Origin of the sequence: Pseudomonas fluorescens (genome assembly GCF_041354075.1) — a bacterium.
In the GTDB taxonomy this organism is placed as follows: domain Bacteria; phylum Pseudomonadota; class Gammaproteobacteria; order Pseudomonadales; family Pseudomonadaceae; genus Aquipseudomonas; species Aquipseudomonas fluorescens_CE.
In genome coordinates this window covers 1-26,852 of sequence record NZ_JARZGC010000036.1, presented here as the reverse complement: position 1 = coordinate 26,852, position 26,852 = coordinate 1, and the positions used below count along the sequence as shown (strand labels likewise).

Genomic DNA, 26,852 nt, shown 5'->3' with positions numbered 1-26,852 from the left:
GCTCGCGAAAGCGGTGTGTCAGTCAACACATTGGCCACTGTTACACCGCTTTCGCGAGCAAGCCCGCTCCCACAGGTAAAGCACTGTGCGGCGAGCGAAATTACTTCGCTTTCACACCTTCAAACGACACGTACAGCTCGACCGCATCGGACTTCGGCCCCAGGTCTTTCTGCTTGCCGAAATCGGAACGCTTGATGGTGGTGGTGCCTTCGAAGCCGGCACGGTAGCCGCCCCATGGATCCTTGCCTTCACCCAGGAAAGTGGCCTTGACCACCACCGGCTTGGTCACGCCCAGGATGGTCAGGTCGCCGGTCACGTCAGCGGTGTTGGCACCGGTGGACTTGACGCTGGTGGAGACAAACGTTGCCTTGGCGAATTTGCTCGCGTTCAGGAAGTCAGCGCTGGCGATGTGCTTGTCACGCTCGGCGTGGTTGGTGAACACACTGGCGGTGTTGACGTTGAACTCGATCTTGCTGTCTTCAGGCTTGGCAGCGTCGAAGCTGAACTTGCCGTCGATGTCCTTGAAGGTACCGGTGATGAAGCTGTAGCCCAGGTGGCTGATCTTGAAGTCGACGAAGGCGTGCTGGCCTTCCTTGTCGACGACGTAGTCAGCGGCCATTACGTTGGCGGACAGTACGGCAGAACCGATTGCCAGAGCGGCCAGAGTCTTTTTCAACATGCTTTCTTTTCCTTTGAGTCGAGGTTGAATTTCAGGCTTTGCGACCGAGCATTCGCGTCAGGGTCGCATCACGATCGATAAAGTGGTGCTTCAATGCTGCCAACGCATGGAGACCGGAGAAAATTACCAGCGCCCAGGCCAGGTACAGGTGAATCACCCCAGCGGTATCTGCCTGATCCGGTAGTCCGGAGATCAATGCAGGCACTTCAAACAGGCCAAACACCGGGATACCGACACCGTCTGCGGTGGAAATCAGGTAACCGGCAATCATCACAGCGAACAGACCGAAGTAGAGAAACCCATGGCCGAATTTGGCGCCAATGCGGGTCATCCGGCTGTAGCTTTGCAGCGTCGGTGGCGGTGGGCTGACAAAGCGCCACAGCACCCGCAGCAGCATCACACCCAACAGCACCAGTCCGATGCTCTTGTGCAGGTCCGGCGCGTCTTTGCGCCAGGTGCTGTAGTAGTCCAGCCCCACCATCCACAGGCCGAGTGCGAACAGCCCGAAGACCGCCAGCGCCACGCCCCAGTGCATGAAGATGCTGATCCAACCATAGCGTGAAGAAGAATTACGTAGCTGCATTGCCCAAATCCTGTGGAAACTGCGAACCAAGACTATCGAGTTATCTATCGAATTAAAGCGGAAAATTTCGCTTTGAAATATCGAGAAATACGATCAAGAGTTTGAAATAGACGCGTTAAGGAAAGATTAAAGGCGAATTTGTGGCGGGATGTTAGTGGCGGGCTGGAAATTTGTGCCCTGACAGGCAATAAAAAAGCGCGGCATAAGAGCCGCGCTTTTTTTGCTCACTGCCTGGCTTTACTGAGCCTTGGTCGCAGTGTCCGCCGCCGGTTTAGCCGCTGGCTTCTTCACCGGCTCAGCCTTTTTCGCCGGAGCCTTCGCCGCCGGCTTTTTCGCTTCGACCTTGGTCGCCGGTTTTTTCACCGGAACCTTGGCCGGGGCTTTTTTGGCAGGCTCGGCTTTCACCGGTGCAGCCGGTTTCGGCGCCTCGACCGGAGCAGGTGCCGGTGCAGGGGTCGGCGCAGGCGCTGGGGCCACCGGGGCTGGCGCAGGTTCTGGCGCCTTCACCGGTTCCGGTTTCTTGTCGTCATCGGAGCCGCCAAACAGGTTGCTGAAGAAGTTGCCCTTCTTCGCCGCCACTGCGCCAGCCGCCGCAGCGGTCGCTGCCGGGACCACTTTCGCCGGCTCGAACGACTTGCCGGCAGCCAGGTCTTCCACCTGACTGGCCGCCCGCTGACCGGTGCGCAGCGCACCTTCCAGGGTGCCCGGGTACAGGGTGTCGGTGTGTTCGCCCGCAAAGGCTACGCGCTGAACCGGACGCTCCCACAGGCGCCAGAACTTGCTGATCTGGCCCGGACCGAAGGCCAGGTAGGCGCCCCCCATCGACGGGTCGGTGCTGTAGCGACGGATTTCATAACCGGTGAACGAACCCCGCGCCTGTGGATAAAACGCGTGCAGACGGATCAGCACCTGATCGGCCATCTGCTTGTCGCCGAACGCCTGCATGACGCGTGCGTTGTCGCCGGACAGGTTGATCACCACATTGGCGCCGCCCTTGAGTGCCGGCTCGACCCACAACATGCCGAGCCCGGTGTTGCTGTAGATTTCGCCGGACATGCGCGCCTTGCTTTCCCACACCGGCGTCTTGAACTTGAGCATGATCTGGTCGCGCCAGCCGTAGTTGGTGCCCTTGATCGCCGCCAGATGCTGGGCATCCAGCGCCGGGGTCATCTGGATCTTGTTCAGCGCGCGCAATGGCACGGCCAGGACCACGTAGTCAGCCTGATAACCGACGCTGCCGACCTTGACCGTCACACCGTCCTTGTCCTGGCTGATCGCCGATACCGGCGAGCTGGTCTTGATGACTTTCAGCTGTTTGACGAAAGCCTGGGCGAGCACAGGGCTGCCACCGACCAGTCGCGAAGCGCGCAGGTCACGGTCGGAGACGCCACGGTAAACGCGGTTCTGCTGCGCGAAATACAGCAGCGACAAGCGCGAAGGTTCGTCATAACGGGAGCGAATCTGCTGGTTCACCAACTGACGGGCCGTGGCCGGCAGGTTCAGGCGATCGAGCCAGTTGGACACGTTGATCTGGTCCAGGGCATGCAGGGTGTTGTTGGCGGCCGGGTTCAGCGGGTCTTCGATGGAGCGCGCCAAATCATCCAGGGTCTTTTCGTAGCGTTTCAACGCCTCGGCGGTCGCCGGCTCCTTGGTGGTGAGGTCGGCGGCGGTGTAATACACGCCGTCGATCAGGTAGCCGGGCGTGCGCACGAACTCGGGAGCCGGCGTGGTGCCGAGCTTGAAGGTGGAGACGTATTTGTTCAGCACCGGCTGGGTCTTGTCGTTGCCGATCCATTCGCTGGTGGCCATGCCGGAACGACCGCCCAGGCTCGGCTTGGCTTCCAGCAGGGTGACCTGCCAGCCCTTGTTCTGCAGTTCATACGCCGCCGTCAGGCCGGACAGCCCGCCGCCGATCACGATTGCGGTTTTATCCTTGGCCAGCGCTGACACGCTGAACAGCCCCAACATCACCAGCGCACAGGCGCGCAGCCAACCAGCAGACATTCAGCGAACTCCGGAAATACACGTAGGAAAAGGCAGTTTCACGAGCCAGACGACTCAAAGAGTCGCGAAGAATACGTCAGCCATCATTGGGCCGCCAGCGACGTCTATCGCCCCATACAAAGTAGCTCAATCGACACAATGGGTTGTTCCTGTGCGACGCATTGCATAGGCTTGCGCGATTGTATGTCTGCGCATGTCGCCGACCGCCTCGAGGAGACTGAACATGGGCCTGAACAATCAGTGGATGCAACGCGATCTCGCGGTGCTGTGGCATCCCTGCACCCAGATGAAAGACCACGAACAGCTGCCGCTGATCCCGATCAAGCGCGGCGAAGGCGTGTGGCTCGAGGATTTCGAAGGCAAGCGCTACCTCGATGCCGTCAGCTCCTGGTGGGTCAACGTGTTTGGCCACGCCAACCCGCGCATCAACCAGCGGATCAAGGATCAGGTCGATCAGTTGGAACACGTGATCCTCGCCGGTTTCAGCCATCAGCCGGTGATCGAGCTGTCCGAGCGCCTGGTGAAGATGACGCCCCAGGGCCTGGACCGGGTGTTCTACGCCGACAACGGTTCGTCCTGCATCGAAGTGGCGCTGAAGATGAGCTTTCATTACTGGCTAAACCGAGGTCAGCCGAACAAGAAGCGCTTCGTCACCCTGACCAACAGCTACCACGGCGAGACCATGGCGGCGATGGCGGTGGGCGATGTGCCGCTGTTCACCGAAACCTACAAAGCCTTGCTCATGGACACCCTCAAGGTGCCGAGCCCGGATTGCTACCTGCGTCCCGAAGGCGTGAGCTGGGAAGATCACTCGCGCACCCTGTTCGCTGCCATGGAACAGACCCTGGCCGAGCACCATGCCAGCGTCGCGGCGGTGATCGTCGAGCCGTTGATCCAGGGCGCCGGTGGCATGCGCATGTATCACCCGGTGTACCTCAAGCTGCTGCGTGAAGCCTGTGACCGTTACGGCGTGCACCTGATCCATGACGAAATCGCCGTGGGCTTCGGCCGCACCGGGACCATGTTCGCCTGCGAACAGGCCGGCATCCGCCCGGACTTCCTGTGCCTGTCCAAGGCCCTGACCGGTGGCTATCTGCCATTAGCGGCGTGCCTGACCACCGATGAGGTCTACAGCGCGTTCTACGATGATTACCCGACCCTGCGCGCCTTCCTGCATTCCCACAGCTACACCGGCAACCCGCTGGCCTGTGCGGCGGCGCTGGCGACGCTGGATATCTTCGAAGAAGACAACGTCATCGAGAACAACAAGGCGCTGGCCCAACGCATGGCCTCGTCCACCGCGCACCTGGTCGACCACCCGAACGTTTCCGAGATTCGCCAGACCGGCATGGTCCTGGCCATTGAAATGGTCAAGGACAAGGCGACCCGGGAAGCCTACCCGTGGCAGGAGCGCCGTGGCATGAAAGTGTTCCAGCACGCGCTGGAACGCGGCGCCTTGCTCAGGCCGCTGGGCAGCGTGGTGTATTTCCTGCCGCCGTACGTGATCACCCCGGAGCAGATCGATTTCCTGGCCGAAGTGGCCAGCGAAGGGATCGACATCGCCACCCGCGACAGTGTCAGCGTGGTGGTGCCGAAGGACTTTCATCCGGGTTTCCGTGATCCGGGTTGACCCGTTTAAATTAAGCTTCAGCGGCGACCGGACGACCGTCATCGCTGGCAAGCCAGCTCCTACAGACGCTACACAAAACCCTGTGGGAGCTGGCTTGCCAGCGATGTGGCCGCCAGCCTTTTACACTTTTCACAGAGACCCCGCATGAGACTGTCCCGCTTCTTTATCGACGCCCCCCTGAGCACCGGCGAGCACGAGCTGCCCGAGGCCCAGGCCCATTACATCAGCCGCGTTCTGCGCATGGCCGAGGGCGATGCGTTGCAGTTGTTCGACGGTTCGGGTCAGGAGTTTCGCGCCACCCTGGCCGAGGTCGGCAAGAAGCGTGTCGTGGTGCAGATCAGTGAAAGCTTCGCCGGCCAGGACGAGTCGCCCTTGCAGATCCATCTCGGCCAGGGCTTGTCACGGGGCGAGCGGATGGACTGGGCCATTCAGAAAGCCACCGAACTGGGCGTGAGCGAGATCACGCCGATTTTCAGCGAGCGCTGTGAAGTGCGCCTGAAAGATGAACGCGCCGACAAGCGCCTGCTGCATTGGCGCCAGGTGGCGATCAGCGCCTGCGAGCAATGCGGCCGCTCGCGGGTGCCGGTGATTCATCCGCCGGTGCTGCTCGCCGATTGGTTGAAGCAGACGGAAGCGGGCCTCAAGCTGGTGCTGCACCCGGTGGCCGAGCCGCTGGTGAGTCACGCCAAACCGGCGACGCTGGCGTTCCTGATCGGGCCCGAGGGCGGGTTGTCGGATGCGGAAGTGGCACAGGCCAACGCCAGTGGTTTCCATGCCGCCCGCCTCGGTCCGAGGGTCTTGCGGACCGAGACAGCGCCGGTGGTGGCGCTGTCCGTCGCCCAGCAGCTTTGGGGCGATTTCTAGGCCGCCCTCGCTGGCGGTCCCGGAAGGTATTTACTGCACCGGATCACTCACCGGCCGGGCAATGATCGCCTTGAGCTCGCTGGTCATCGGGAATTCGAGGTTCAGGCCCTTCGGCGGAATCGGCTGTTCGAACCAGCGCTGATAGATGCCGTTGATTTCACCAGACTCGTACAGCTGGCCAAGCACGCCGTTGACCAGCGCCAGGAACTGCGGATCGTCCTTGCGCACCATGCAGCTGTAGATTTCCCGCGACTGTTCCTTGCCGACCACCACCCACTTGTGCGGATCGTGGGCCTTGGCGCGCTCGCCGTAGAGCAGCGCGTCATCCATGTAGAACGCCGCAGCACGGCCCGACTGCAGCATCTGGAAGGCTTCGCCGTGGTCCTTGGCGCTGATCACGAACATGTCGGCCTTGTTGTCGACGTTGTAGCTTTTCAGGAAGCGTTCATTGGTGGTGCCGGCGGTGGTCACCACGTTTTTGCCCCGCAGGTCGTCGAAGCCCTGGATGCCGCTGTCCCTGGCGGTCAGCAACTGGCCTTTGACGTAAATGAAACCGTAGGAAAATGCCACCTGCTTCTGGCGCTCGGCGGTGACCCCGGTAGAGCCGCACTCCAGGTCCACGGTGCCGTTCTGCACCAGTGGAATCCGGGTTTGCGAGGTCACCAGGTTGTACTTGACCTTGAGGTCCGGCAGCGCCAGTTGCTGCTGGATGCGCTCGACAACCTTGCTCGCCAGGTCCACCGAATAGCCCATGGGTTTGCCCGTGTGATCACCCACGTAGGAGAACGGCACAGACGCATCGCGATAGCCCAGGGTGATGCTGCGGGCACTGGCGATCTTGCCCAGTGTGCCGGTCAGCGGCGCTTCGTTGGCCTGAACCTGGCTACCGAGCAACAGGCCGAGGGTGCAGCCGAGCAACGTGATTTTTTGCATTGTTATTCTCCGTTGTGGGTGGGGTTGTTTTACAAGCGAACGGCGATCACGGTGATTTCCACGAGCACCTGCGGTCGGGCCAGTTCGGCCTGCACCGTGGTCCGGCTGGGGGCTTGCCCCGGCGACAGCCAGGCCGACCATACCTCGTTCATCGCGGCGAAATCCTCGGTGATGTTTTTCAGGTAAATGGTGGCGCTGAGCAAATGATCCTTGTCGCTGCCGGCTTCAGCTAGCAGTGCGTCGATCCTGGCCAGTACTTCACGGGTCTGGCCGCTGGCGTCCGTGGCCTCGCCCGGCACCTGGCCGGACAGAAACACCAGGTCGCCGAAGGTCACGGCAGCGGACAGGCGCGGGTTTGTGTGCAGGCGTTGAATCGTCATGACGCAGACTCCTTGTTGGACAGGCATTCAGGCGGCACGGTGGGTGAAACCGTGCAAGTCGATGGAAGGTTGACGCTGGCCGATCAGCTCGCTGAGCAATCGCCCGCTGCCGCACGCGAGCGTGAAACCCAAGGCACCGTGGCCAAGGTTGAGCCACAGGTTGCGATACGCCGTTGGCCCCAGCAACGGTACGCCGCTGGGCGTCGCCGGACGCATGCCGGCCCACTCCACGGCGTTGTCGTAGTCACCGGCCTCGGGAAAGGTGTCGCGGGCCTGGCGCTTGATCAGAGCCAGGCGCCTGGGGTCTACGGACGGGTCGAAGCCGACGATGTCGACCATCGCCGCCACTCGCAATTGTTCGCCGATCCGGGCGTAGACGATCTTGCGGTCATAGTCGGTGATGCTCACGTCCGGCGCGCGATGGCCCACGCCGATCGGTACAGTCAGGCTGTAGCCCTTGAGTGGGTAGAGCGGCAATGCCAGACCGGGAAGCTGCAACAGCGGACTGCGGTGGCCTGCGGCAATCACCAGTTGATCCACCGCCAGCACCTGCTCCCCCAGCTCGATGGCATGGACGCTGCCATTGGTATGGCGGATTCCGGTCACTGTCTGCCCCAGGCGCCACTCGCACCGCCCGGAGGCGTTCAGCCTGTCGGCCAGTAACTGGCAGAAGGCGTGGCAGTCGCCCACCTCTTCGTCCGGAGTGTAGATCGCCCCCACGAACGGTCCGTCGGCCAGCGCCGGTTCAAGCGCCGCACATTCGCTCGCCGAGAGCACCTGCTGCCGTTGCGGATCGGCCAGGCCGTGACGCGCATGCTCGAAGCTGCCCGCGTTGCGGAACGTCACCAGCTTGCCGTTGCGCCGCCAGTGAAAGTCGGCCAGCCCGTCGTCCTCGCGCCAGCGCCTGAGTGTGTCCTGGCTGAACAGTGCCAGGCGCAGCAGGTGTGCAGCGTTTTCCCGATTGACCGAACGGCGGCACGCGGCGAGGAACGACGCCATCCAGCGCCACTGAGCCGGGTCGAGGCGCGGACGCAGCTTCAACGGCGAATCGCCGCGCAGCATCCAGCCAATCGCTTGCACCGGCACACCGGCGTCGGCCAGCGGTGCGACGTAGCGATAGGAAAGCTGGCCGCCGTTGGCGAAACTGGTCTGGCTGCCCAGTGAGTCCCGCGCCTCGACCACCGTCACCTCAAAGCCATCGCGCACCAGCGCATAAGCCGTTGCCAGGCCAATTACGCCACCGCCGATGATGCATACACGCTGAGCCATGCCTGTCCTTGAAACCGTTATGAAGACCCGGACGAGGTTAGAGCCGAGTGACAGGCGGCGAACAATGAATAAAGATACCCATCCCATAAACAAAGGTTATGGACTGCCATGCGCCTTCGTCACATCGAGATTTTCCAGGCCATCCGCCAGACCGGCTCGATCAGCGCCGCCGCTCAGTTGCTGCACGTTTCGCAACCGGCGGTGACCAAAGTGCTGCAGCATGCCGAACAGCAACTGGGTTTCCCGCTGTTCCTCCGGGTGCGCGGCAAGTTGCAGGTCACGCCCGAGGCCCTGGAACTGGAGCGTGAAGTCGACAAGGTCAGCGAAAGCCTGCAAGGCGTGCGACGCCTGGCGCAGAGCCTGCGCCGCGAGCCCGGCCACAGTTTAAGGATTGCCGCCACTCCGGCCCTGGCCCTGTCGTTGTTGCCACCGGCCATCCACGAGTGGACCACAGGCTATCCGGACATCGCCTGCGAATTGTCCAGCGCCCACAGCCGCGAGCTGGTGCAGAACCTGCTGATGCGCGAAGTGGATGTCACCTTGACGTTGCAGCGTCCGGATCATCCGGGCTTGAAGGCCCAGGCCCTGGCCAGCGGGGTGCTGGTGGCGCTGGCGCCTCAGGGGTATTGGCCACAGGAGGACATCGGCCAACCACTGCCACTGATGGCGTTGGCAGGGGCGCCGCTGATTGGCTTGTCCAGTGCCGATCCCCTGGCGGCCCGACTGGACAGCTACCTGGAGGCGGTCGAGCCGCCACCCCGGGTGCGCATCGCCGTGCAGACCTATTCCCTGGCCCGCGCGATGGTGGAGTCCGGGGCCGGACTGGCGGTGATCGACCCGTTCACCGCCCTGGGTGCCTCACCGGGCACGACGAGCATTCGCCCGTTGGCGCCGCCCCTGCCGATCACCCTGTACGCTGTGACACGCGCGACAGAGCCGTTGCCGCATACATTGAATGACCTGTTGCAGATCTTCGGGCGGCGAGCGCAGGAGCAACTGGATCGGTTGGTTCCTGCCTCACTTCCCTGAGCAACCGCCCCCCCTGTGGGAGCGGGCTTGCTCGCGATGGCGTTATTTCAGTCGATATCGTTTGTGATTGAAATACAGCAATCGCGAGCAAGCCCGCTCCCACAGTTTTTGTTCATAGTACGTAGACCAGAATCGCCACGAAGTGCAGCAGACTCCCGGCAATCACGAACAGGTGCCAGATGCCGTGGGCATGCCGCAAGCGATGATCGAGCGCAAAGAAGATGATCCCCACGGTGTACAGAATTCCGCCTGACGCCAGCCAGGCGAAACCGGCCGTGCCCAACGCCGTGAGCAACGGATTGACCGCTATCAGCACGATCCAGCCCATCACCGCGTAGATCACGATCGACAGGATTCGCGCGTCCGAGCGCGGCTTGATTTCCTGCAGGATGCCAATCAGCGCCAGGCCCCAGACAATGCCGAACAACGTCCACCCCCACGGCCCGCGCAGGGTGACCAGGCAAAACGGCGTGTAACTGCCGGCAATCAACAGATAGATCGAAAAGTGATCGACCTTCTGCATGATCGCTTTCTTGCGCCCGCGCACGCTGTGATACACCGTCGACGCACTGTAGAGCGCCATCAAGGTGAACCCGTAGATCGCCACGCTGACAATCTTCCACGGGCTGCCGTCCATGGCCGCGATCACCAGCATCCAGACCATCCCGACCGTCGCCGCCACTGCCCCGACCAGATGCGTCCAGGCGTTCAGTTTTTCCCCGTGATACATGCGTCGCTCACCTCCAAAACCAATACCGCATTGCGCAAGGCTCAGGCTTCGAGCGTAAAAGCGCAATGTTTCCAAACGACATCGACAACAATAATTGGGCACAATCAGCTCATTCCAATAAGAGTCCGGCCCATGCTGATCGACGAAGAGTTGACCCTGAAAAAACTCGAGGTGTTCCTGGCCTTCATGCGTACCGGCAACCTGGCTCGGGCCGCCGCCGAGTTGCAGACCAGCAACGTCAGCGTGCACCGCGCCATCCACTCCCTGGAAAGCGCCTTGCGCTGTCCGCTGTTCAAGCACGAAGGCCGCAACCTGACGCCGCTGGAAAGCGCCTATGTGCTGGAAGAACGGGCGCAGAAGCTGATCCAGGACGTGGTCGAAAGCGTGCGCCTGACCCGCGAAGCCGCCGGTTTCTCCGCCGAGCGCTTCAAGCTGGGGTCGCTGTACTCACTGACGGTGAAGACGGTGCCGCAGCTGATCATGGGCCTGAAAATCCGCCGCAGCGAACTCAACATCGACCTGATCCTGGGCTCGAATTTCGACCTGCTCTACAAGCTCAAGAACATGGAAGTCGATGCGATCCTGGTGTCGCTGGACGACAGCGTGAATGACCCGGATTGCGAACATATCCCGCTGTTTTCCGATGACATTTTCCTGGCGACCCCGGCAGATTCGCGGTTCGCTCAGCGCACCGAGGTCGACCTGGCCGAAGTGCGCGACGAAACCTTCATCACCCTGACCCAGGGCTTCGCCACGCACCAGGACGGGAACCGCGTGTTCAGCCAGGCCGGGTTCGAGCCGAAGGTGGCGATGCAGGTCAACGACATCTTCACCTTGCTCAGCATGGTCAGTTCGGGGGTGGGTTATGCGCTGCTGCCGGGGCGGATCGCGGCGGTGTACGAGAACCGGGTGAAGCTGATCCCGTTGCAGGAAAAGTATCGGTTGCAGCAGCACATCGGGGTGGTGTTTCTCAAGGCCAAGGAGCGCGATCCGAACCTGCTGGCATTGTTGGCGGAGTGCCGGATGTACGCCAATCGGCAGGCTTGAGAGCGAGTCGTCCCTGTCGCGAGCAGGCTCGCTCCCACACGGAAATCCAGTGTGGGAGCGAGACCGGCTTGCCGGCGATGGCGCCGGCCCTGTCAATGACGGTGCAAGGGGTTATCCCACAATCCCGCGAACAATGAAGTACAACACCGAAGGCCCCATCAGGCAGCCCAGCCCGGTATGGAACGTCGCCGTCAGCGCACCATAAGGCACCAATCGCCGGTCCGTCGCCGCCAGCCCTGCCGTGACACCGCTGACCGTTCCGGCGAGCCCACCGAACACCATGGCCGAGCGCGGGTTGTCCAGGCCCATCCAGCGCGCCGCCACCGGCGTGCCGACCATCACCAGAATCGCCTTGATCAAGCCGGTGGCAATCGACAACGCCATCACATCCGAACTCGCACCGATCGCAGCGCCCGTCACCGGCCCGACGATGTACGTCACCGCGCCCGCGCCGATGGTGGTCATGCTCACCGCGTCGCGGTAGCCGAACGCCCAGGCCATGCAGGCCCCGACTATGAACGGCAGCACCGTTCCCAGCAGCAGCGCGATCACACCGATCAGACCGGCCTTTTTCGCCTCGGTCGCCTGCACCTCGAACGCGGTGGCGACGATGGCGAAATCGCGCAGCATCGCACCGCCCATCAACCCGATGCCGGAAAACAGCGTCAGGTCCGCCAGGCCCTTTTGCCCGCCGGTCATGGTGCCGCCGACCCAGGCCAGGACCAGCCCGATGACAATGGCAATCGCCGAGCCATGGATACGCCCGAACGTCAGGCGTTTCGACAGAATCACCGATACCCACATGATCACGCCCACAAAGGCGAACGCCGTGATCAGACCGTTGTGCTCCAGACCTTTCTCGATGAGATCCCACATATCAGCGACCTCCTACCGGCGTGCCAGCGGGAGACAGGTCTTGCGGCTCATCGGGCAAGGGGTCGCCCTTGTGGGTCCGGCTGATCAAGGCAATGGTGCAACCGCAGAGCACCACCGAGCCGATCGCCGCCAGCACCGCCACCGGACCGCCATGCAGGGCCGTCACCACATTCTGTTGCGCCGCCATCGCCACCACGACCGGAATGTACATCGCGCCCCAGAAGCCGACGCCCATGTCGCATTCCTTGGTCATGCCGCCGCGCTTGTGCATCCACAACCGCGCGCAGATCAGCAGGATCATCGCGATTCCGACCCCGCCCACGTTGGATTTCACACCCAGCAACACGCCCAGCATGTCGCCCATGATCACCCCTGCCAGCGTACAGATCGCCAACAGCGCCACACCGTAAATAATCATTGTTGTTGTCCTCAAAGTGCATCGTCGAATGTTGTTTTTGTTGTTCGAAGGCCTGAGTCGGTGATTTAAAGTTGGCGGCTTCCCTCCTCTCGCAACAGCGCCTGCAAGGTGTCCAGCCGCGCACCGTCGAAAGCCATCACGGTGCCCTGCTCGAACACCCGGCGCGCCAGCCCGGTCAACACTGCACCGGGCGGCAGTTCGATCTGTAGACGTACGCCGCGCTCGTAGGCGCTTTGCACCGTGCCGCGCCAATCCACCACGCGGCACATGTTGAACGCGAGGTCGTCGCGCAAGGCGTCGGGCTTGACCACCGGCCGTGCACGGCTGCCGCTCAGGTAACCCAAAACCGGGGTGTTCAGTGTCACCCTGGCGAACGCTTGCGCCAGGGCTTTCGCCGGTGCCTCCAGCAGCGGGCAGTGGGAGGGCACGCTGACCGCGAGACGCTTGATCACACAGGTGCACGCCCCGCGACGCGCCTTCGCCAGCCCGGCCACCGCGTTCATCGCCTCATCGCTCCCGGCGATCACCACCTGGTTATCGGCGTTGATGTTGGCCAGGTAAACCGGTGAATCGGTGCTGTGCACCTGCGCCAGCAACGCTTCCACTGTCGCCAGGTCCAGACCGATGATTGCCGTCATGCCATAGCCCTGCGGATAGGCCTGTTGCATCAGCTCACCGCGCAGGCTGACCAGCTGCAGTGCATCGCTGAAACTCAACGCACCCGCCACCACCGCCGCCGGGTAGGCACCGATGGACAGGCCCGCGACGTAGTCCGGCGCCATCGCCAGTTGACGTGCACCCGCCACTCCCGCGATCAGCAGGCACAGCTGAACGGCTCGTGTCGATTTCAGCGCGTCGGCCGCATCCAGCCGCAGGACGTCCTCGCCCAATACCTCACTGGCCTCAATCAGTGTTTCCCGAGGCAAGCGATGAAGCATGCCCGGCTGCTGCGCGCCCTGACCGGGAAACACCAACAGGCTGCTCATGCCACCTGCTCCAGCGGCTGCCACGGATTCACGACCAGACAGGCAGCGCTGGCGTTTTTCAGCAGCACCCGGTGCGCCGAACCCGCCCACTCACGCAGGGCAACCGCGCCAAACGGCGTTTGCAGTTGCAGGTCGACCGGGCACACCGCCGCGTCCAGAATCTCCACCCAGGCCTGTGCCCGGGAGCGCTCCACGGGTTGCGGGGTGCGCAGGATCAAGTCGAGATCGCTGCCTTCGTGCAAGGCTTGAACACCGCAGGCCAACTCGAAGCCGGCACTGCCGCTGACACCCCACACCCAACCGCTCGCATCGAGTATCGGGCGCAGTTGATCGAGGGCACGCAGGGCCGGCAGGTCCCGAGCCGTCGAGACATGACAGAGGGCTTCCGGGCTGACGCAACGCTGGACCGACTCAACCGCCATCAGCGCCGCGTAACGCTGTTCGCGCAACCGCCCACGTACGCCGACCGCGACCTGGCCCGGCGCGCTCAGTGCACGTCGAACCACCACCGGCTGACCGGCGCGCAGCGACTCGACCGCCCAGCCCGGCGCGTCCGACGGCAACTGCCCGGGGGACATGCCCCAGAGCAGGTCGTGTGCCAGAAAGCTGCTCACCACTGCGCTCTCAGCAGTTGGCGAACCTGGCTCGACGCCGCACGATTGCCGGCACCCAGGCGGCTGCTCAAATCGCGGCCGTTGGCGGCCACATCGTCGATGGCCTGGCTCAGGCATTCGGTGACCCGCGTCAGATCGGCGGCGGTCGGTTGTTCAATCTGCTCCACCGACAGGGTTTCCCAGAGCAAACCCAGGCCGGCATAGCTGTCGATGTCATAGGCCATCGGCGGCACGCTGGCGGCGAGTGCCTCCAGTTCTTCGACGCTGCGCAAGGTCACCCGCGCGGCCGACGCCTTGCCCATGGCATGCACCATCACCCCCGGATCGCGCAAAGCGATCAAGCGGTTGGCCTGATAACCGTGGGCCAGAAAAGCTCCGGACATCGCCTTGCCCACCAGCAGGGCGATGACCGCATGGCCCGCCAGCCGGGCCCGGGCATAGCTGTCCGCCGCGCCGGCCAAGGCCTGGTGAATGCCGAGCGCTTCTTCGCGTCGGCCATAGGCCTGGCTCGGTACGTCGACGATGGCGATCAAGGGGCGCTTTTGCGCTTTATCCGCATCGGCGACGATAGCGTCATCCACTGCCTTGGCCAGTCCCCAGCCTTCGAGCAAGCCGACTTCGCCGTTGCGTGCCCGGACGAAACGGTTGTCGGGATCGGCCACCACGGCAATGAAGCGCACCGCTTGCCCGCCCAATACGCCATCGGCGACTTTCAAGGACGCTGGCAAACCATCAACCGCTTTCGCACCGGCACTCAAGGCATTGAACCAGTGCAACCCCCTCAGGGAATAGGAACTCATGAGCGTTCTCCTTGGTACAGGTCGCGAACCGTCAACGGGTCGATTTGCGGCTCGGCGTCCAGGCGGGCCAGCCGTTGCAGGAACAGATCGGCCTGGCGACTGCGCGATTGCTCCGGCAGGCCCTGTTGCAGCAAGTCACTGACCTGTTGCTGAATCTGCGCCACGTCGTCGGCGACGTAGCGGTCCACCAGGCCACTGGCGAAACGTTGCTCGCCACCGGTCAGGCTCCAGATGAACGGCCGGTCGCGGGAGTCGTACTCCGCGAGCCCCGCTTCCTGCTCGATCACTTGCGGACCGTTCAGGCCCAGACGGGCTTCCTGGGTCACCAGCAGGTAGCTGCACAACCCGGCAGCGATCGACATCCCGCCGAAGCAGCCCACGCTGCCTGCGACCACTCCAACCACTGGCTGGTACTGGCGCAGGTCGACGATCGCCGCGTGGATATCGGCAATCGCCGCCAGCCCGAGGTTGGCTTCCTGCAAGCGCACGCCACCGGTTTCCAGCAGCAGCACGGCGCGTGTTGGAATGCCGTTGCGGTTGTCTTCGGCGGCCAGTTCCAGGGCGCCGGCGATTTTCGCGCCGCCGACTTCACCGAGGCTGCCGCCCTGGAACGCGCCTTCGATGGCCGCCAGCACCACCGGCAGGCCGCCGATGCTGCCCTTGGCGATCACCACGCCGTCATCCGCTTGCGGCACCACCCCCTGGCGCGCCAGCCATGGCGACATGATGCGTTGAAACGGGTCGAGCAATTCACGGAAGGTGCCGGCATCGAGCAAGGCTTTGGCCCGCTGCCGCGCACCCAGTTCGATAAAACTGCGCTTGTGCAGGAGTGCGGCATTATCAGTCATGGCCAATCTCCTCGAAGCCTTGTTCCAGGCGCAAGCGAACCACCCCCGGCGTCGCGCCGAAGTCGTGGATGTCGATGGTCATGGCCGGTGGTGTCTGGCCGTCGAACATCCGCGCAAACAGATGCTGCCAGCGTTGTTCGCTGCCGTTGACCGACGTCTGTACGGTGATGCTCAGCGTGCCGGGTTGACCCGGTTCGATCAGCACTTCCAGATCGCCCGAGCCGACACAGCCGACCAGGGTCCGCCCGCGCGGCGGCTGCCCGGCGGGAAATTCAAAGGATAAGGTTTCCATCACAACGCTCCCTGGTGGATGCCGTCAGCCGAGCCGATACGGTCGATGAACAGGCAGGCGGCGAGCAAGTCCGCTGCGCCGCCGGGCGAGGCATTCAAGGCAATTAATTGTTCGTCCAGTTCATGCAGCAGGCGGCGGCCGGCGAGGCTGACGCTGCCGCCCGCGTCGAGCACGGCCTGGGCGCCGAGTTGCATGGTGTGCAGGCCCTGCTCACCGGCGCGGTAGAGCACGCAGGTGTCGGCCAAATCGGTCATGATCGCCAGCAAGGCATCGAGCCGGGCGTTCTGTTCGCCATGGCCGGCGGCGCGACTGCGCAGCAGTTGCGGCAAGGCGCGTTGCATCACCGAGGGAAAACCCAACTGGGCTTCTTCCCGGGCGCCGCGTGCGCCATAGCGCATGGCGACTTGCGCACCATGGCTCAACGGTCGCGGCGCGTGGCGATCATCGAGCAAGGCCAGGCGTGCGGCGCGCATGGTCACCGCACTGGCCATGCCGGACGACGGCGCCAGGGCGGCGGCGCTGACCAACAGGCCCAAGGCCCAGATGGCCCCGCGATGGGTGTTCACCCCGCCGGTCGTGGCGAGCATGGCGTGCTCCCCTTCCCGGCCGATCCGCCCGATGGCTTCGCGCAGCGGCAAGGCGATTTCACCCAGCTCGATGGCGGCTTCGGCCATTTCCTTGAACGCCGGCCACAACGACAACGCCGAAGCGTGCATCAAGCCCAGGTGCAAATCGGTGTGTGCGCCATTGCCGCGACGGTCCACCAGTGCCGGTTTCGGCGACAGGTCGGCTTCGTCGATCAACGCGTCCACCGCCAGGTCCGCCAGCCGTTCAGCCAGGGTGAGAGGTTTGGGTTGCAGATTGAAGGCGTGCATTACCAGCTCCTGAACTTGGCGGGCGGGTTGTAGAGGCCACCGGACCACTCGACCAGATCGGCCACGCTCTTGGCCGCCAGCAGTTCGCGGGTGGCGTCGGTGCGCCGGATGCCGAGGTCTTCGGGCAAGGCGATCAACCCTTCGCGGCGCATGCGCGCGGTGTCTTTCGGGTTGTGGCGAAGGCCGATGGCCGTCACGCCGGCAACGGCGGCGATCATCGCCTGACGCTCCTCCAGCGAACGCGCCTTGTACAGGTAGGCGATACCTTCTTCGGTCAGCAGGTGGGTGACGTCGTCGCCGTAGATCATGATCGGCGCCAGGGGCATGCCGCTTTTGCGCGCCACTTCCACGGCGTCGAGGGTTTCGACGAAGGTCGGTTTGCCGCCTTCCTGGAAGGTCTCGACCATTTGCACCACGAGTTTCTTGCCGCGTTCGAGCATCGGCTCGGCGGCGTCGCCGTGGCGCATGTCGAGCCAGGCCGGCGTGCCGTGGCGCCGCCCACGTGGGTCGTGCCCCATGTTCGGCGCGCCGCCGAAACCGGCGAGGCGGCCACGGGTCACAGTGGAGGAATGGCCATCGCCATCGACCTGCAGGGTGGCGCCGATGAACAGGTCCACCGCGTACTGCCCGGCCAGCTGGCTGAACATCCGGTTGGAACGCAAGGACCCATCGCGCCCGGTGAAGAACACGTCCGGCCGTGCGGCAATGTACTGCTCCATGCCCAGCTCGGTGCCGAAGCAATGCACGCTTTGCACCCAGCCGCTTTCGATGGCCGGGATCAGGGTCGGGTGCGGGTTGAGCGTCCAGTTGCGGCAGATCTTGCCCTTGAGGCCGAGGGATTCGCCGTAGGTCGGCAGGATCAGCTCGATGGCGGCAGTGTTGAAACCGATGCCGTGGTTCAGGGACTGGACGTTGTGTTTTTCGTAGATCCCGCGGATCGCCATCATCGCCATCAACACGTGCACAGGCTTGATGTGCCGGGGGTCGCGGGTGAACAGCGGCTCGATGTAGAACGGCTTGTCGGCCACCACCACGAAATCGACCCAGGACGCCGGGATGTCGACCCGAGGCAGGTCGCTGACATCGTCCACCAACTGGTTGACCTGGACGATGACGATACCGTCGCTGAACGCCGCCGGCTCGATCAGCGCCGGCGTGTCTTCGGTGCTCGGCCCGGTATAGATGTTGCCGGCGCGGTCGGCCATGAAACCGGCCGAGAGCACGACGTTGGGAATCAGGTCCACCACCAGTCGCGCATAGAGCTCGATGTAAGTGTGGATGGCCCCGACTTCCAGCAGGCCGTCCTCCAGCAGCTGGCTGATGCGCAGGCTCTGGGTGCCGGCAAAGGAAAAGTCGAGCTTGCGGGCGATGCCGCGCTCGAACAGATCCAGGTGCTCGGCGCGGCCGACGCTGGGCATGATCATGTGCAGGTCGTGAAGCTTGCCCGGATCGGCTTTTGCCAGGGAGCGCGAAAGGAAATCCGCCTGCTTCTGGTTGTTGCCCTCCAGCACCACACGGTCGCCCGGCAGGATCAACGCCTCCAGTGCCGCCACAATGTTCTCGGTGGGCAGGACCACACCGTCAGCCAGGCCCTTGACCAACTCCAGCCGCCGCTGCTTTTCGCCGCGCCGCCGCGTCCATCGTGAGTCGGGGGATATTGTTGTTGTCATGACCACTCCACGGGATTTGCTGTCGTGGGGGTCACCTTAGGAGGGTTGGGTGGGGGCATCAATCAAGCCCGGAGATTGATTGTTACGGTCAGGTTAATGGTTATTTCAACGGACGCACCGTTCCTCAATTGGGACCGATCAGTCCCTTTTTGGGAATCTTCAAGCCTCAACCCAGCCCCGCTGCCACCAACATCTCCTCCAGCGCCAGCAAATCCGGCACCTTGGCCACCTGATCCGCCACCTGCACCGCCGCCTTTTCCAGGGGGCACAGCGGCACGTCGACATAACTCAACTGGCTGTCGAGCTTGTGCGAGCGCGGGATGCCCTGAACCAGCAGCGCGATGAATTTCAGTTCAGGCCGGCCGCCCAGGGCGTTGAGGATGACGATGCGTACGCGTTCACCAATGACGGTCTTGTTGCCACAGGCGGATTCGAAGCTGACCAGCGGGATCTGCCGGTTGCGCCACGTCACCGGGCCCAGGTACCACGGCGGGGTGTCGAGATCGAAGGCGCCGGGCTGGTAGTCGATCAGTTCGGCAATGGCCACGTTCGGCAGGATCAGCGTGCGGTCAGCCAAGGGCAAGAGCAGCCCGATGAGGTGGCTGGAGCGGTGTTCAAGCATGGGTTTTGCTCCACAGCGCGATGCTGTCGAGCAGCACCGATTCCTGATAGGGCTTGCCGAGGTAGTCGTTCACGCCAATGGCCATGGCGCGATCACGGTGTTTCTGGCCGGTGCGCGACGTGATCATGATGATCGGCAGATGCTTCAGGCGTTCGTCGGCGCGCACCTGAGTGGCCACTTCGAAACCGTCCATGCGCGGCATCTCGATATCCAGCAGCATCAGGTCGGGCAGGTGCTCCTCGAGCAGGAGCATGGCGTCGACCCCATCCTTGGCGGTCAGCACGCTCATGCCGTGACGTTCGAGCAAGCGGCTGGTGACCTTGCGAACGGTGACCGAGTCGTCGACCACCAGCACCAGCAAAGGCTTGTGAGGTTCGGGCTCGGGGGCCGGTGCCTGCGGGCGTTGCGCGAGTGTTGCCTGCAGGGCGCGCAGCGGCGCCAGCAGATCAAGAATCAGCACCACCCGGCCATCACCGAGGATGGTCGCTCCGGACAAGCCCTGCACGGCGGCAAATTGTGGCCCCAGGCTTTTCACCACGATTTCCCGGCTGCCGGCCATGGCATCGACCTGTACCGCGATATGGCGCTCGTTGCATTGCACCAGCAACAACGGCAACGGCTGGCTCTGGCCCAGCAGCTTCGGACGGGGGCCGGTCTTGAGCAGTTCGCCCAGGTAGCACAGTTCGTAGCGTTGCCCGGCATACCGGTAGGTCGGCGGATCGAGCCGGTAATGCTCCTCGAGCTCATTGGGCAGCACGCGCACGATACCGTCGATGGTGTTCAGCGGGATCGCGTATTGATCCTCGGCACACTGCACCATCAGCGCCCGGTTGACCGAGACGGTGAACGGCAGGCGAATACGGAAATGCACGCCCTGCCCCGGCACGGAGTCGATGCTCATGTTGCCGCCCAACTGCCGGACCTCTTCATGCACCACGTCCATGCCCACGCCACGCCCGGAGATCTGAGTGATCTTCTCGGCCGTGGAGAACCCTGGTTGCAGGATGAACTGCAGCACGTCGCGGTCGCTGATGTCGCTGTCCGGGGCCAGCATGCCGCGCTTGATTGCCTTGCGCCGGACCGCCTCCAGCGGTACGCCGGCGCCATCGTCGCGAATATCGAAAATCATGTCGCCGCCCTCGCGGGACAGGTCGAGGGTAATCTTCCCCTGCGCCGGCTTGCCCGCCGCCACGCGTACCTCGGCTGACTCCAGGCCATGGTCGACGGCGTTGCGCAGCATGTGTTCCAGCGGTGCCGCCATGCGTTCCAGCACGTTGCGGTCCATCTCGCCTTCGGCGTTGCCGACCACGAAGGCCACGTCCTTGCCCAACTCGCCGGCGACCTGGCGCACGATGCGTTTCAAGCGCGGCAGCATGCGCTCGAAAGGCACCATGCGCGTACGCATCAGGCCTTCCTGCAATTCGCTGTTGATGCGGCCCTGTTGTTGCAACAGGTTCTCTGCGTCCTGATTGCGCCGGTCGAGGGTTTCCTTGAGGTCCAGCAAGTCCGACGCCGACTCGAACAGCGCCCGCGACAACTGCTGCAGCTGCGAGTGGCGGTCCATTTCCAGCGGGTCGAATTCTTCGTAGCCGGAACGCTCGGCATCCACTTGCTGGCGGCTGAGAATCCGTCCCTGGGTTTCGGTGTCGAGCCGGCGCAGTTGGTCGCGCATGCGCTCGATGGTGGTTTCCATCTCGCTCAACGTCACCTGCGCGTCGCTGACCTGCTGTTCGATGCGGCCATGGAAGATCGACGTCTCACCGGCCAGGTTGACCAAGTCGTCCAGCAGTTCCGCCGACACCTTGACCTGGTCGGCACCGGCCTCGGCTTGCGGAGCCGGCGCTTCGACCTTGGGCGCAACCGGCACGGGCTGCGCCGCCTCTTGCGCCTGATGAGTGAAGTTGCGGATCGCCTCGATCAGCCGATCCGCCGGGGGCAGGGCCAGCCCGGCACGGGTGGCATCGAGCATCTGCGCCAGCCGGTCATGACTGCGTTGCAAGAGTTCGAAAAGCGCTTCGGTGGGTCGCAGAACGCCGGCAGACAAGCCTTCGTAAAGAAATTCCAGCTCATGGGCGAGGTCGCCGATCGGCGTGATTTCCACCATTCGCGCACCGCCCTTGAGCGTGTGCAGATCGCGCAGCAGGGTTTCCACCTCCTGGCGATTCGAAGGTTCGGCCTGCCAGCGCAGCAATGCGGCGCCGGAGCTCTCGATGATGTCGAAGCCTTCCTCGAGGAAGATCTCCAGCAGCTCCGGGTCGTGCCCCGCCGCGTCCTGCGCCCGTGGTGCCTCGGGCATCTCAGGGGCGCTGGCCTTGCCCTGGCGAAACGCGCGAATGGCCTCGATCAGTTCCGCCGGGTCACTCAACGGCTTGCGGGTCTGCAATTGCTCAAGCAGTTGAGCCAGCCGGTCGTGGCTTTTTTGCAGCAACTGCGCCAAGGCCTCGGCGTGGTTGTAGCGGCGATCGACCAGCCCTTCATAAAGGCCTTCCAGCTCGTGGGCCAGGTCGCCCACCGGCTCGACTTCAGCCATCCGCGCACCGCCCTTGAGGGTGTGCAGATCGCGCTGCAACGAGAGCAGTGGGGCGGCGTTTTCCGGGTCATCCAGCCAGCGCTGCAAGGCCTGGCCGGCGCTTTCGAGGATGTCCACGGCTTCTTCGAGGAAGATCGAGACGATTTCGTCGTCCATGTCCGCTGTGGCAGCGACGGTGTGCTCGAGCTCTGCTGTGGCATCGCTCAAGTCGCGGATGCTCAGCGTCCGGCTGCCGTCACTGCGGATCAGGCCCATCGCCTGGGGATCAAGGCCTTCATCGAGCAGCTCGCGCAAGGCGCGGACGCGCGCCGATTGCGAGCTGATTTCCTGGCCAGCGGCCAGTTCGTCGAGCATGTTGATCAGCGCCTCATGGGCCCCTTGGGCCTCATGGAAAAACCGCTCGTCAACCGCCAGGCTGCTTTCCTCCACTGCGCCATAAAGGTCAAGCAGGGCTTCGCAGAGTTCGTCCACCGGGTGCAGGTCGGCCAGGTGCGCGCTCTCGCCCAGGGTGGTCAGTTCATCCAGCAGCGCACTGAGTTCCTGGCGTTCGCCGGGATGCTCCTGCCAGCGCTGCAACAGGCTCTCGGCGTCCAGCAGGATGTCCATGCCCTGGGCCAGAAAGTTGTTGATCAATTGCGGATCGCGCTTGGGCCGCAGCGACGCGCTCGGCGCGGCCTTCAGCTTCTCCAGACGCTCGGCCAGCACAGCCTGGGTGCGCTGGATCAGCGACGCGGCACCGGGGATCGGCGCCAGCGGATCGACCTTGAGCTGACGCAGCCCCAGGCGGAATACGCCTTCGGCTTCCAGCAGCAGTTCGACTTCGTCCAGGTCCAGGGCGATCAGGTGTGCCTTGTATTCGCGGGCGAGTTGATCCAGGGGCGTCGCCAGTTCGGCAATCGGCAGCACACCGGCCATCGAGGCGCTGCCCTTGAGCGTGTGCAAGGCCCGTTGCAGTTCGTCGCTGGCGGGCAGCGGCACATGCTCGGCCGCCTGATCGAGGAAGCGGTTGAGGCTCGCAAGATGGGTTTCGGCCTCCTTGCGGAAGATATCCAGCAACAAGGGGTCCAGGGCCGCGACGTCTTCCACGTCTTCATCGGCCAGCGGCTCAGCGCCCTTGGCGAGGGCATGGGCGCGGGCGGCCAACTGGTCGACGTCATGACGCTGGCGCTGGGCGTGATCGGCGTACTCGTCGATCAACGCCGGCAGCAGGGTCAGCACATCGTCCAGCAGTTTGCGCACCGCCGGAGACGGCTGGACACTGTGTTCCAACACGCGGTTGAGCAGGTTTTCCGCGGCCCAGGCCAGTTCACCCAGCACCAGTGCGCGCACCATGCGCCCACTGCCCTTGAGCGTATGGAAGGCCCGACGCAATTCCCCCAGGCTCGACTCATCGGCGGGATCGGCTACCCAGCGCGGCAGGTACTCGCGCAGGATGTCCAGGACCTCATCGGTCTCTTCAAGGAACACTTCGCGCAGCTCCTCGTCCACTGCGGCTTCGCCGACCGGCGGCGGCAACAGGCTGCCCGGCGTACTCAGTGCTGGCGGGTTGACCGCCGACAGCGGATTGGCCAGTACATCGGCCAGGGTCTGGACGACATCGGGATCGTGCAGTTCCTGCAAATCCTGCATGACCTGCGCTTCACTCGGGCTGAGCACATCGTCGAGCAGCGGTACGTCCTGTTCGCTGGGAAAAAAACCGAGTGAGGCGAGGCTGGTTTCCGCGACGTCGAGCAACTGTTCGCTGGTGGTCGCGGGGTCGTCGCTCAGGCGCTCCAGGTAGTATTCGATGCTGGTGATGACGTCGGCCAGGCTGTCCAGTTCTTCCCAGTCAGGCTGCCCCGGCTCCACCAGCAAATGGTCGCGGATGAAGTGGTTGCAGGTGTCGATCAGGTTTGCCGCTCGGCTCAGCGGAATCATCGCCAGCGCGCCACGTACCTGGGTGAGCAGGGCCGGCAGCGGTTGCAGCGTCTGGCGGTCCCAATCGGCGTCGATGTAGTCGACGATCATGTCCTTGGCCTGTTGCAGGCAGATGCGCGCTTCCTTGATCACGATCTGGTGGATCTGCGTCAGGTCGGTGGTCGGCAGTCCGCTGTCGTCCGGATTCTCCGGTTCGACGGTGCCCACCATGCCGGCCAGCGTCGCCTCGACGTAGAGCAAGGCACCGGCGACGTCCATGAGCACCGCGTCGTCGGGTGCGCGTTGGCCCTGGACCAGGCTCAGCACCACCGCCAGTTGATCGATGATGACCTTGCGCGGCTGGCCGAAGCCCAGCACCGCCAGGGTGTCGGCGATCTGCCGTAACGGCGCGAGCAGGCTGTCGAGGTCCGAGGTGTGCTGACGGTCACTGCGCACGAACAGGTCGAGCCGCTCTTTGACGCGCACCAGCTCCTCACACAGCGCGGCCAGCACCGAGCGCATGGCATCGCGGTCGGGACCTGCCAGCCGTGCATGCTCTTCATCGACCATCACGCTGTCAGGCAGCGCATCGTCCAGTGCGTAGCGATCTTTCATGGTCAGCATCTGTCCGGTGGGATGTTCGGCATCATCAAGCGATAGTTCGTCCGGCCCTTGCAGGGCAGACAGGCTGGATTGCGACAGCAGGCTTTCGCCCCGGGCGCTGCGCAGATCGTTGATCAGCGGCAGCACCACCAGCGGCAGATCGCGACGCGCGGCCTGGACACGGTCCAGATAGACCGGCAATTGCCCCAGGGCTTGCAGCAACAGGCGAGTCGCCTCGTCGCGCTGGCTGATCCGGTTCTGTTGCAGGGCGCTGGCCAGTTGCTCGATTTCTTCGGCGAGCAGGGCCGCGCCGTAGAACTCGACCATCTGCAAACTGCCGTGAACCTGATGGATGCACGCCAGGCATTGGTCCAGGGCGTGCGTCGCCTGTGGGTCATCCAGCAGCGTTTCCACGGCCTGATGCGCCACTTTCAACGTTTCGGCAATCTCGCCCTTGACCCACTCGAGCGCTACATAGTCGTGCCGATCACCCATACCGACTCCCTTGCGCGTCACACTTTATCCACAGTCTGCGCCTTGGCGGCCGGCAAGGTGAAACCGGACACCGAACGGCGCAGCTGGCTGGCCATTTTTGCCAGGTTGCCAATGCTCTCGGCCGTGGCGGAGGAGCCGGACGAGGTTTGCGTGGTGATCTGCTGGATCACGTTCATCGTCAGGGAAATCTGGCCGGCCGACGACGTTTGCTGCTGGGCGGCATTGGAGATGCTCTGGATCAGCGCGGCCAGGGTCTTGGAGACCCCTTCGATTTCTTCCAGGGCGACACCGGCATCCTGCGCCAGACGCGCGCCGCGCACCACTTCGGTGGTGGTCTGCTCCATGGAAATGACCGCTTCGTTGGTGTCGGCCTGGATCGCCCGCACCAGTGTCTCGATCTGCCGTGTCGCGGCGGACGAGCGCTCGGCCAGGCGCTGGACTTCGTCGGCCACCACGGCAAAACCGCGCCCGGCGTCACCGGCCATGGACGCCTGGATCGCCGCGTTCAGCGCGAGGATGTTGGTCTGATCGGCAATGTCATCGATCAGGCTGACAATGTCGCCGATTTCCTGGGACGACTCGCCCAGGCGCTTGATGCGCTTGGCGGTGTCCTGGATCTGCTCGCGGATGTTGTCCATGCCGTGGATGGTGTTGTGCACGACCTCGTTGCCCTTGTTGGCGATTTCCACCGAGCGCTCGGCCACCGCCGAGGATTCGGCGGCGTTGGCCGACACCTGGTCGATGGAGTGCGCCATGTCATTGATCGCCGTGGACGCTTCGCTGATCTGCTGGGCCTGATGCTCCGAGGCTTGCGCCAGGTGTATCGCGGTCGCCTGGGTTTCCTGCACGGCGGCCGCGACCTGGCCGGCGGTGAGGTTGATCGTGGCCACCAGGTCGCGCAACTGGTCGACGGAATAGTTGATCGAGTCGGCGATGGTGCCGGTGAAATCCTCGGTCACCGAGGCCGTCACGGTCAGGTCGCCGTCGGCCAGGTCTTCGATCTCGTCGAGCAGGCGCATGATCGCGTTCTGGTTGCGCTCGTTCTTTTCGGCGGTCTCGCGCAACTGACGGTTGGTTTCGCGGACCATTACCAGGCCGATGAGGATGATCGACATCAAGGCCAGCAGGCCCAGCACGTAGCCGCCAATGGTGTCGGTGCCGCGTCCGCCGGCGAGGTTTTCCAGGCCGATGGTCAGTTGCGAAGCTTCGTCGAGCAGGGTTTGCGACAGACTGAAAATATTGGTCGCCGACTCGCGAACCTTGAACAGCTCCGGCGAGGTTTCGAGGATTTCGTCCACCGACCCCGAGACGAATTCGAACAGCTCGGAAATCTCGATCAGCCGGGCACGGGCATCAGGGTCCTCGACCTGACTGACTTTCAATGCCGGGTTGCCCTGCAGCATGCCCGTGAGCACCTGGCCGAAACGTGTGGCGTCGCGCCCGAACGCATCAGCCGCCTGCTGTGAACTCTCGTCGCCGGACAGCACGGTGTTCACCGCGCCGAGAATGCGCTCGGCGAGCAACGACTGACGCTGGGCCATGGCCACCTGGGCGGCCGGCGCGCCACGCTGCAGGAGGATCTCGACCACTTTCTCGTACTCGACCTGCAACTGCGGCACGGTTTCGGCCAGGGTGGCGGCCACCTGATGCAGGGACAACACGGTCTGCTCGCTGGACAGGATCGCATCGGTGTTTTTCAGCAGGCGCTCCCAGTCCATCTGTACGGCGCGCATTTCCGGGCGCACGGCAGACGGCGCGGGCGGCAGTCCGGTGGCCGGGTCACCTTTTTTCAGGTAGCCCCAACGCAGGGCGAAGTCGTTGCGCGCATCGCTCAGCAACTTGAACGCCGCCGCCTTGCCGGCCGCCGCTTCGGTGGCATTCTTGGCGATGCGCTGGGACAGCACGCGCAACTCGCCGGCGTGGCCGATGTACTGTTTGTCGTACGAGGCTTGTGTGTTGAGGTAAGCGAAGTTGGCGAACAGCAGCATGATGAAGACAATCAGCGCGATGAACAGCACGATGATCTGCGATCGGCTGCGCGACCCCTCCGGCTTGCCTGTTTTTGCTTTTGTCATCGGTCCTCGCCCAACTTCAGAGCTTACCCACATCCCAGTGGGAGCGGGCTTGCTCGCGAAAGCGGTGATACATTCACCATTGATATTGACTGAATGACCGCTTT

23 protein-coding genes are annotated in these 26,852 nt (G+C 63.6%); 4 read left to right on the top strand and 19 right to left on the bottom strand.

Annotated elements, in window-relative coordinates; translation table 11 throughout:
• Window positions 1–100: 100 nt before the first annotated feature.
• The 3 genes from QIW53_RS26520 to QIW53_RS26510 form a co-directional block, all read right to left on the bottom strand.
• Window positions 101–679 (bottom strand): YceI family protein, encoded by a 579-nt coding sequence (locus QIW53_RS26520; RefSeq protein ID WP_045121911.1) that lies wholly within the window; start codon window positions 677–679, stop codon window positions 101–103.
• A 31-nt stretch (window positions 680–710) separates the two neighbouring features.
• The gene (locus QIW53_RS26515; protein ID WP_192306765.1) at window positions 711–1,262 is read right to left on the bottom strand and encodes a cytochrome b; all 552 of its coding nucleotides are present in this window, start codon (window positions 1,260–1,262) and stop codon (window positions 711–713) included.
• 237 nt (window positions 1,263–1,499) lie between these two features.
• Window positions 1,500–3,266: a flavin monoamine oxidase family protein gene (locus QIW53_RS26510; RefSeq protein WP_371052569.1), complete on the bottom strand. Its 1,767-nt coding sequence runs from the start codon at window positions 3,264–3,266 to the stop codon at window positions 1,500–1,502.
• Between the two features lie 223 nt (window positions 3,267–3,489).
• On the opposite strand from QIW53_RS26510, the gene QIW53_RS26505 reads away from it, so the two are divergent.
• Together QIW53_RS26505 and QIW53_RS26500 are read left to right on the top strand one after the other, a co-directional pair.
• Window positions 3,490–4,896, top strand: coding sequence for an adenosylmethionine--8-amino-7-oxononanoate transaminase (locus QIW53_RS26505; protein ID WP_371052567.1), 1,407 nt, complete (start codon window positions 3,490–3,492; stop codon window positions 4,894–4,896).
• Window positions 4,897–5,040: 144 nt separating this feature from the next.
• Window positions 5,041–5,760, top strand: a complete 720-nt coding sequence (locus tag QIW53_RS26500) for a 16S rRNA (uracil(1498)-N(3))-methyltransferase (protein ID WP_371052565.1) — start codon at window positions 5,041–5,043, stop codon at window positions 5,758–5,760.
• 30 nt (window positions 5,761–5,790) lie between these two features.
• Here the strand turns inward: QIW53_RS26500 and QIW53_RS26495 are convergent, their stop codons facing one another.
• Genes QIW53_RS26495 through QIW53_RS26485 form a run of 3 tightly spaced genes read right to left on the bottom strand, consistent with a single transcriptional unit; the run spans window position 5,791 to window position 8,342 of the window.
• On the bottom strand, window positions 5,791–6,693 hold the full coding sequence (locus QIW53_RS26495) for a transporter substrate-binding domain-containing protein (protein ID WP_371052563.1): 903 nt from the start codon (window positions 6,691–6,693) through the stop codon (window positions 5,791–5,793).
• A 29-nt stretch (window positions 6,694–6,722) separates the two neighbouring features.
• Complete coding sequence (locus tag QIW53_RS26490; RefSeq protein ID WP_371052561.1) at window positions 6,723–7,073, bottom strand: RidA family protein; 351 nt, start codon at window positions 7,071–7,073, stop codon at window positions 6,723–6,725.
• A gap of 27 nt (window positions 7,074–7,100) precedes the next feature.
• On the bottom strand, window positions 7,101–8,342 hold the full coding sequence (locus QIW53_RS26485; RefSeq protein ID WP_371052559.1) for a D-amino acid dehydrogenase: 1,242 nt from the start codon (window positions 8,340–8,342) through the stop codon (window positions 7,101–7,103).
• A 108-nt stretch (window positions 8,343–8,450) separates the two neighbouring features.
• Between QIW53_RS26485 and QIW53_RS26480 the strand changes: the two genes are divergently transcribed.
• Window positions 8,451–9,371: a LysR family transcriptional regulator gene (locus tag QIW53_RS26480; protein ID WP_371052557.1), complete on the top strand. Its 921-nt coding sequence runs from the start codon at window positions 8,451–8,453 to the stop codon at window positions 9,369–9,371.
• 112 nt (window positions 9,372–9,483) lie between these two features.
• Here the strand turns inward: QIW53_RS26480 and trhA are convergent, their stop codons facing one another.
• A complete protein-coding gene (trhA, locus tag QIW53_RS26475; RefSeq protein WP_371052555.1) occupies window positions 9,484–10,101 on the bottom strand; it encodes a PAQR family membrane homeostasis protein TrhA in 618 nt (205 codons plus the stop codon).
• 132 nt (window positions 10,102–10,233) lie between these two features.
• On the opposite strand from trhA, the gene QIW53_RS26470 reads away from it, so the two are divergent.
• Entirely contained in the window at window positions 10,234–11,148 is a 915-nt protein-coding gene (locus QIW53_RS26470; RefSeq protein ID WP_201191678.1) for a LysR family transcriptional regulator, read from the top strand.
• 111 nt (window positions 11,149–11,259) lie between these two features.
• Here the strand turns inward: QIW53_RS26470 and madM are convergent, their stop codons facing one another.
• The 12 genes from madM to QIW53_RS26410 form a co-directional block, all read right to left on the bottom strand.
• Window positions 11,260–12,024 (bottom strand): malonate transporter subunit MadM, encoded by a 765-nt coding sequence (gene madM / locus QIW53_RS26465; protein WP_368555828.1) that lies wholly within the window; start codon window positions 12,022–12,024, stop codon window positions 11,260–11,262.
• A 1-nt stretch (window position 12,025) separates the two neighbouring features.
• Window positions 12,026–12,442, bottom strand: coding sequence for a malonate transporter subunit MadL (gene madL, locus QIW53_RS26460; protein WP_371052553.1), 417 nt, complete (start codon window positions 12,440–12,442; stop codon window positions 12,026–12,028).
• A gap of 65 nt (window positions 12,443–12,507) precedes the next feature.
• On the bottom strand, window positions 12,508–13,428 hold the full coding sequence (mdcH, locus tag QIW53_RS26455; protein WP_371052551.1) for a malonate decarboxylase subunit epsilon: 921 nt from the start codon (window positions 13,426–13,428) through the stop codon (window positions 12,508–12,510).
• On the bottom strand, window positions 13,425–14,045 hold the full coding sequence (locus QIW53_RS26450) for a malonate decarboxylase holo-ACP synthase (RefSeq protein ID WP_371052549.1): 621 nt from the start codon (window positions 14,043–14,045) through the stop codon (window positions 13,425–13,427). The genes mdcH and QIW53_RS26450 overlap by 4 nt, the downstream gene beginning before the upstream one ends.
• The gene (gene mdcE / locus QIW53_RS26445) at window positions 14,039–14,842 is read right to left on the bottom strand and encodes a biotin-independent malonate decarboxylase subunit gamma (protein WP_371052547.1); all 804 of its coding nucleotides are present in this window, start codon (window positions 14,840–14,842) and stop codon (window positions 14,039–14,041) included. Before mdcE ends, QIW53_RS26450 begins: the two co-directional genes overlap by 7 nt.
• Complete coding sequence (locus QIW53_RS26440) at window positions 14,839–15,690, bottom strand: biotin-independent malonate decarboxylase subunit beta (protein WP_371052545.1); 852 nt, start codon at window positions 15,688–15,690, stop codon at window positions 14,839–14,841. Before QIW53_RS26440 ends, mdcE begins: the two co-directional genes overlap by 4 nt.
• The gene (locus tag QIW53_RS26435) at window positions 15,683–15,982 is read right to left on the bottom strand and encodes a malonate decarboxylase subunit delta (RefSeq protein ID WP_371052543.1); all 300 of its coding nucleotides are present in this window, start codon (window positions 15,980–15,982) and stop codon (window positions 15,683–15,685) included. Before QIW53_RS26435 ends, QIW53_RS26440 begins: the two co-directional genes overlap by 8 nt.
• On the bottom strand, window positions 15,982–16,857 hold the full coding sequence (locus QIW53_RS26430) for a triphosphoribosyl-dephospho-CoA synthase (protein ID WP_371052542.1): 876 nt from the start codon (window positions 16,855–16,857) through the stop codon (window positions 15,982–15,984). Before QIW53_RS26430 ends, QIW53_RS26435 begins: the two co-directional genes overlap by 1 nt.
• Window positions 16,857–18,527, bottom strand: a complete 1,671-nt coding sequence (mdcA, locus tag QIW53_RS26425; protein ID WP_371052541.1) for a malonate decarboxylase subunit alpha — start codon at window positions 18,525–18,527, stop codon at window positions 16,857–16,859. The genes QIW53_RS26430 and mdcA overlap by 1 nt, the downstream gene beginning before the upstream one ends.
• Before the next feature lie 166 nt (window positions 18,528–18,693).
• Window positions 18,694–19,149 (bottom strand): chemotaxis protein CheW, encoded by a 456-nt coding sequence (locus QIW53_RS26420; protein WP_371052539.1) that lies wholly within the window; start codon window positions 19,147–19,149, stop codon window positions 18,694–18,696.
• Entirely contained in the window at window positions 19,142–24,673 is a 5,532-nt protein-coding gene (locus QIW53_RS26415) for an Hpt domain-containing protein (protein ID WP_371052538.1), read from the bottom strand. Before QIW53_RS26415 ends, QIW53_RS26420 begins: the two co-directional genes overlap by 8 nt.
• A 17-nt stretch (window positions 24,674–24,690) precedes the next feature.
• On the bottom strand, window positions 24,691–26,748 hold the full coding sequence (locus QIW53_RS26410) for a methyl-accepting chemotaxis protein (protein ID WP_371052536.1): 2,058 nt from the start codon (window positions 26,746–26,748) through the stop codon (window positions 24,691–24,693).
• Between the last annotated feature and the right edge of the window lie 104 nt (window positions 26,749–26,852).

Bases quoted from the DNA above. Each gene is read 5' to 3' on its own strand.
- QIW53_RS26435 (WP_371052543.1), bottom strand. From the start codon at position 15,982: ATGGAAACCTTATCCTTTGAATTTCCCGCCGGGCAGCCGCCGCGCGGG.
- QIW53_RS26420 (WP_371052539.1), bottom strand. From the start codon at position 19,149: ATGCTTGAACACCGCTCCAGCCACCTCATCGGGCTGCTCTTGCCCTTG.
- mdcH (WP_371052551.1), bottom strand. From the start codon at position 13,428: ATGAGCAGCCTGTTGGTGTTTCCCGGTCAGGGCGCGCAGCAGCCGGGC.
- QIW53_RS26510 (WP_371052569.1), bottom strand. From the start codon at position 3,266: ATGTCTGCTGGTTGGCTGCGCGCCTGTGCGCTGGTGATGTTGGGGCTG.
- QIW53_RS26485 (WP_371052559.1), bottom strand. From the start codon at position 8,342: ATGGCTCAGCGTGTATGCATCATCGGCGGTGGCGTAATTGGCCTGGCA.
- QIW53_RS26505 (WP_371052567.1), top strand. From the start codon at position 3,490: ATGGGCCTGAACAATCAGTGGATGCAACGCGATCTCGCGGTGCTGTGG.
- QIW53_RS26415 (WP_371052538.1), bottom strand. From the start codon at position 24,673: ATGGGTGATCGGCACGACTATGTAGCGCTCGAGTGGGTCAAGGGCGAG.
- QIW53_RS26430 (WP_371052542.1), bottom strand. From the start codon at position 16,857: ATGCACGCCTTCAATCTGCAACCCAAACCTCTCACCCTGGCTGAACGG.
- QIW53_RS26495 (WP_371052563.1), bottom strand. From the start codon at position 6,693: ATGCAAAAAATCACGTTGCTCGGCTGCACCCTCGGCCTGTTGCTCGGT.
- madL (WP_371052553.1), bottom strand. From the start codon at position 12,442: ATGATTATTTACGGTGTGGCGCTGTTGGCGATCTGTACGCTGGCAGGG.
- mdcA (WP_371052541.1), bottom strand. From the start codon at position 18,527: ATGACAACAACAATATCCCCCGACTCACGATGGACGCGGCGGCGCGGC.
- madM (WP_368555828.1), bottom strand. From the start codon at position 12,024: ATGTGGGATCTCATCGAGAAAGGTCTGGAGCACAACGGTCTGATCACG.
- QIW53_RS26490 (WP_371052561.1), bottom strand. From the start codon at position 7,073: ATGACGATTCAACGCCTGCACACAAACCCGCGCCTGTCCGCTGCCGTG.
- QIW53_RS26440 (WP_371052545.1), bottom strand. From the start codon at position 15,690: ATGACTGATAATGCCGCACTCCTGCACAAGCGCAGTTTTATCGAACTG.
- QIW53_RS26515 (WP_192306765.1), bottom strand. From the start codon at position 1,262: ATGCAGCTACGTAATTCTTCTTCACGCTATGGTTGGATCAGCATCTTC.
- QIW53_RS26410 (WP_371052536.1), bottom strand. From the start codon at position 26,748: ATGACAAAAGCAAAAACAGGCAAGCCGGAGGGGTCGCGCAGCCGATCG.
- QIW53_RS26470 (WP_201191678.1), top strand. From the start codon at position 10,234: ATGCTGATCGACGAAGAGTTGACCCTGAAAAAACTCGAGGTGTTCCTG.
- QIW53_RS26520 (WP_045121911.1), bottom strand. From the start codon at position 679: ATGTTGAAAAAGACTCTGGCCGCTCTGGCAATCGGTTCTGCCGTACTG.
- QIW53_RS26500 (WP_371052565.1), top strand. From the start codon at position 5,041: ATGAGACTGTCCCGCTTCTTTATCGACGCCCCCCTGAGCACCGGCGAG.
- trhA (WP_371052555.1), bottom strand. From the start codon at position 10,101: ATGTATCACGGGGAAAAACTGAACGCCTGGACGCATCTGGTCGGGGCA.
- mdcE (WP_371052547.1), bottom strand. From the start codon at position 14,842: ATGAGTTCCTATTCCCTGAGGGGGTTGCACTGGTTCAATGCCTTGAGT.
- QIW53_RS26480 (WP_371052557.1), top strand. From the start codon at position 8,451: ATGCGCCTTCGTCACATCGAGATTTTCCAGGCCATCCGCCAGACCGGC.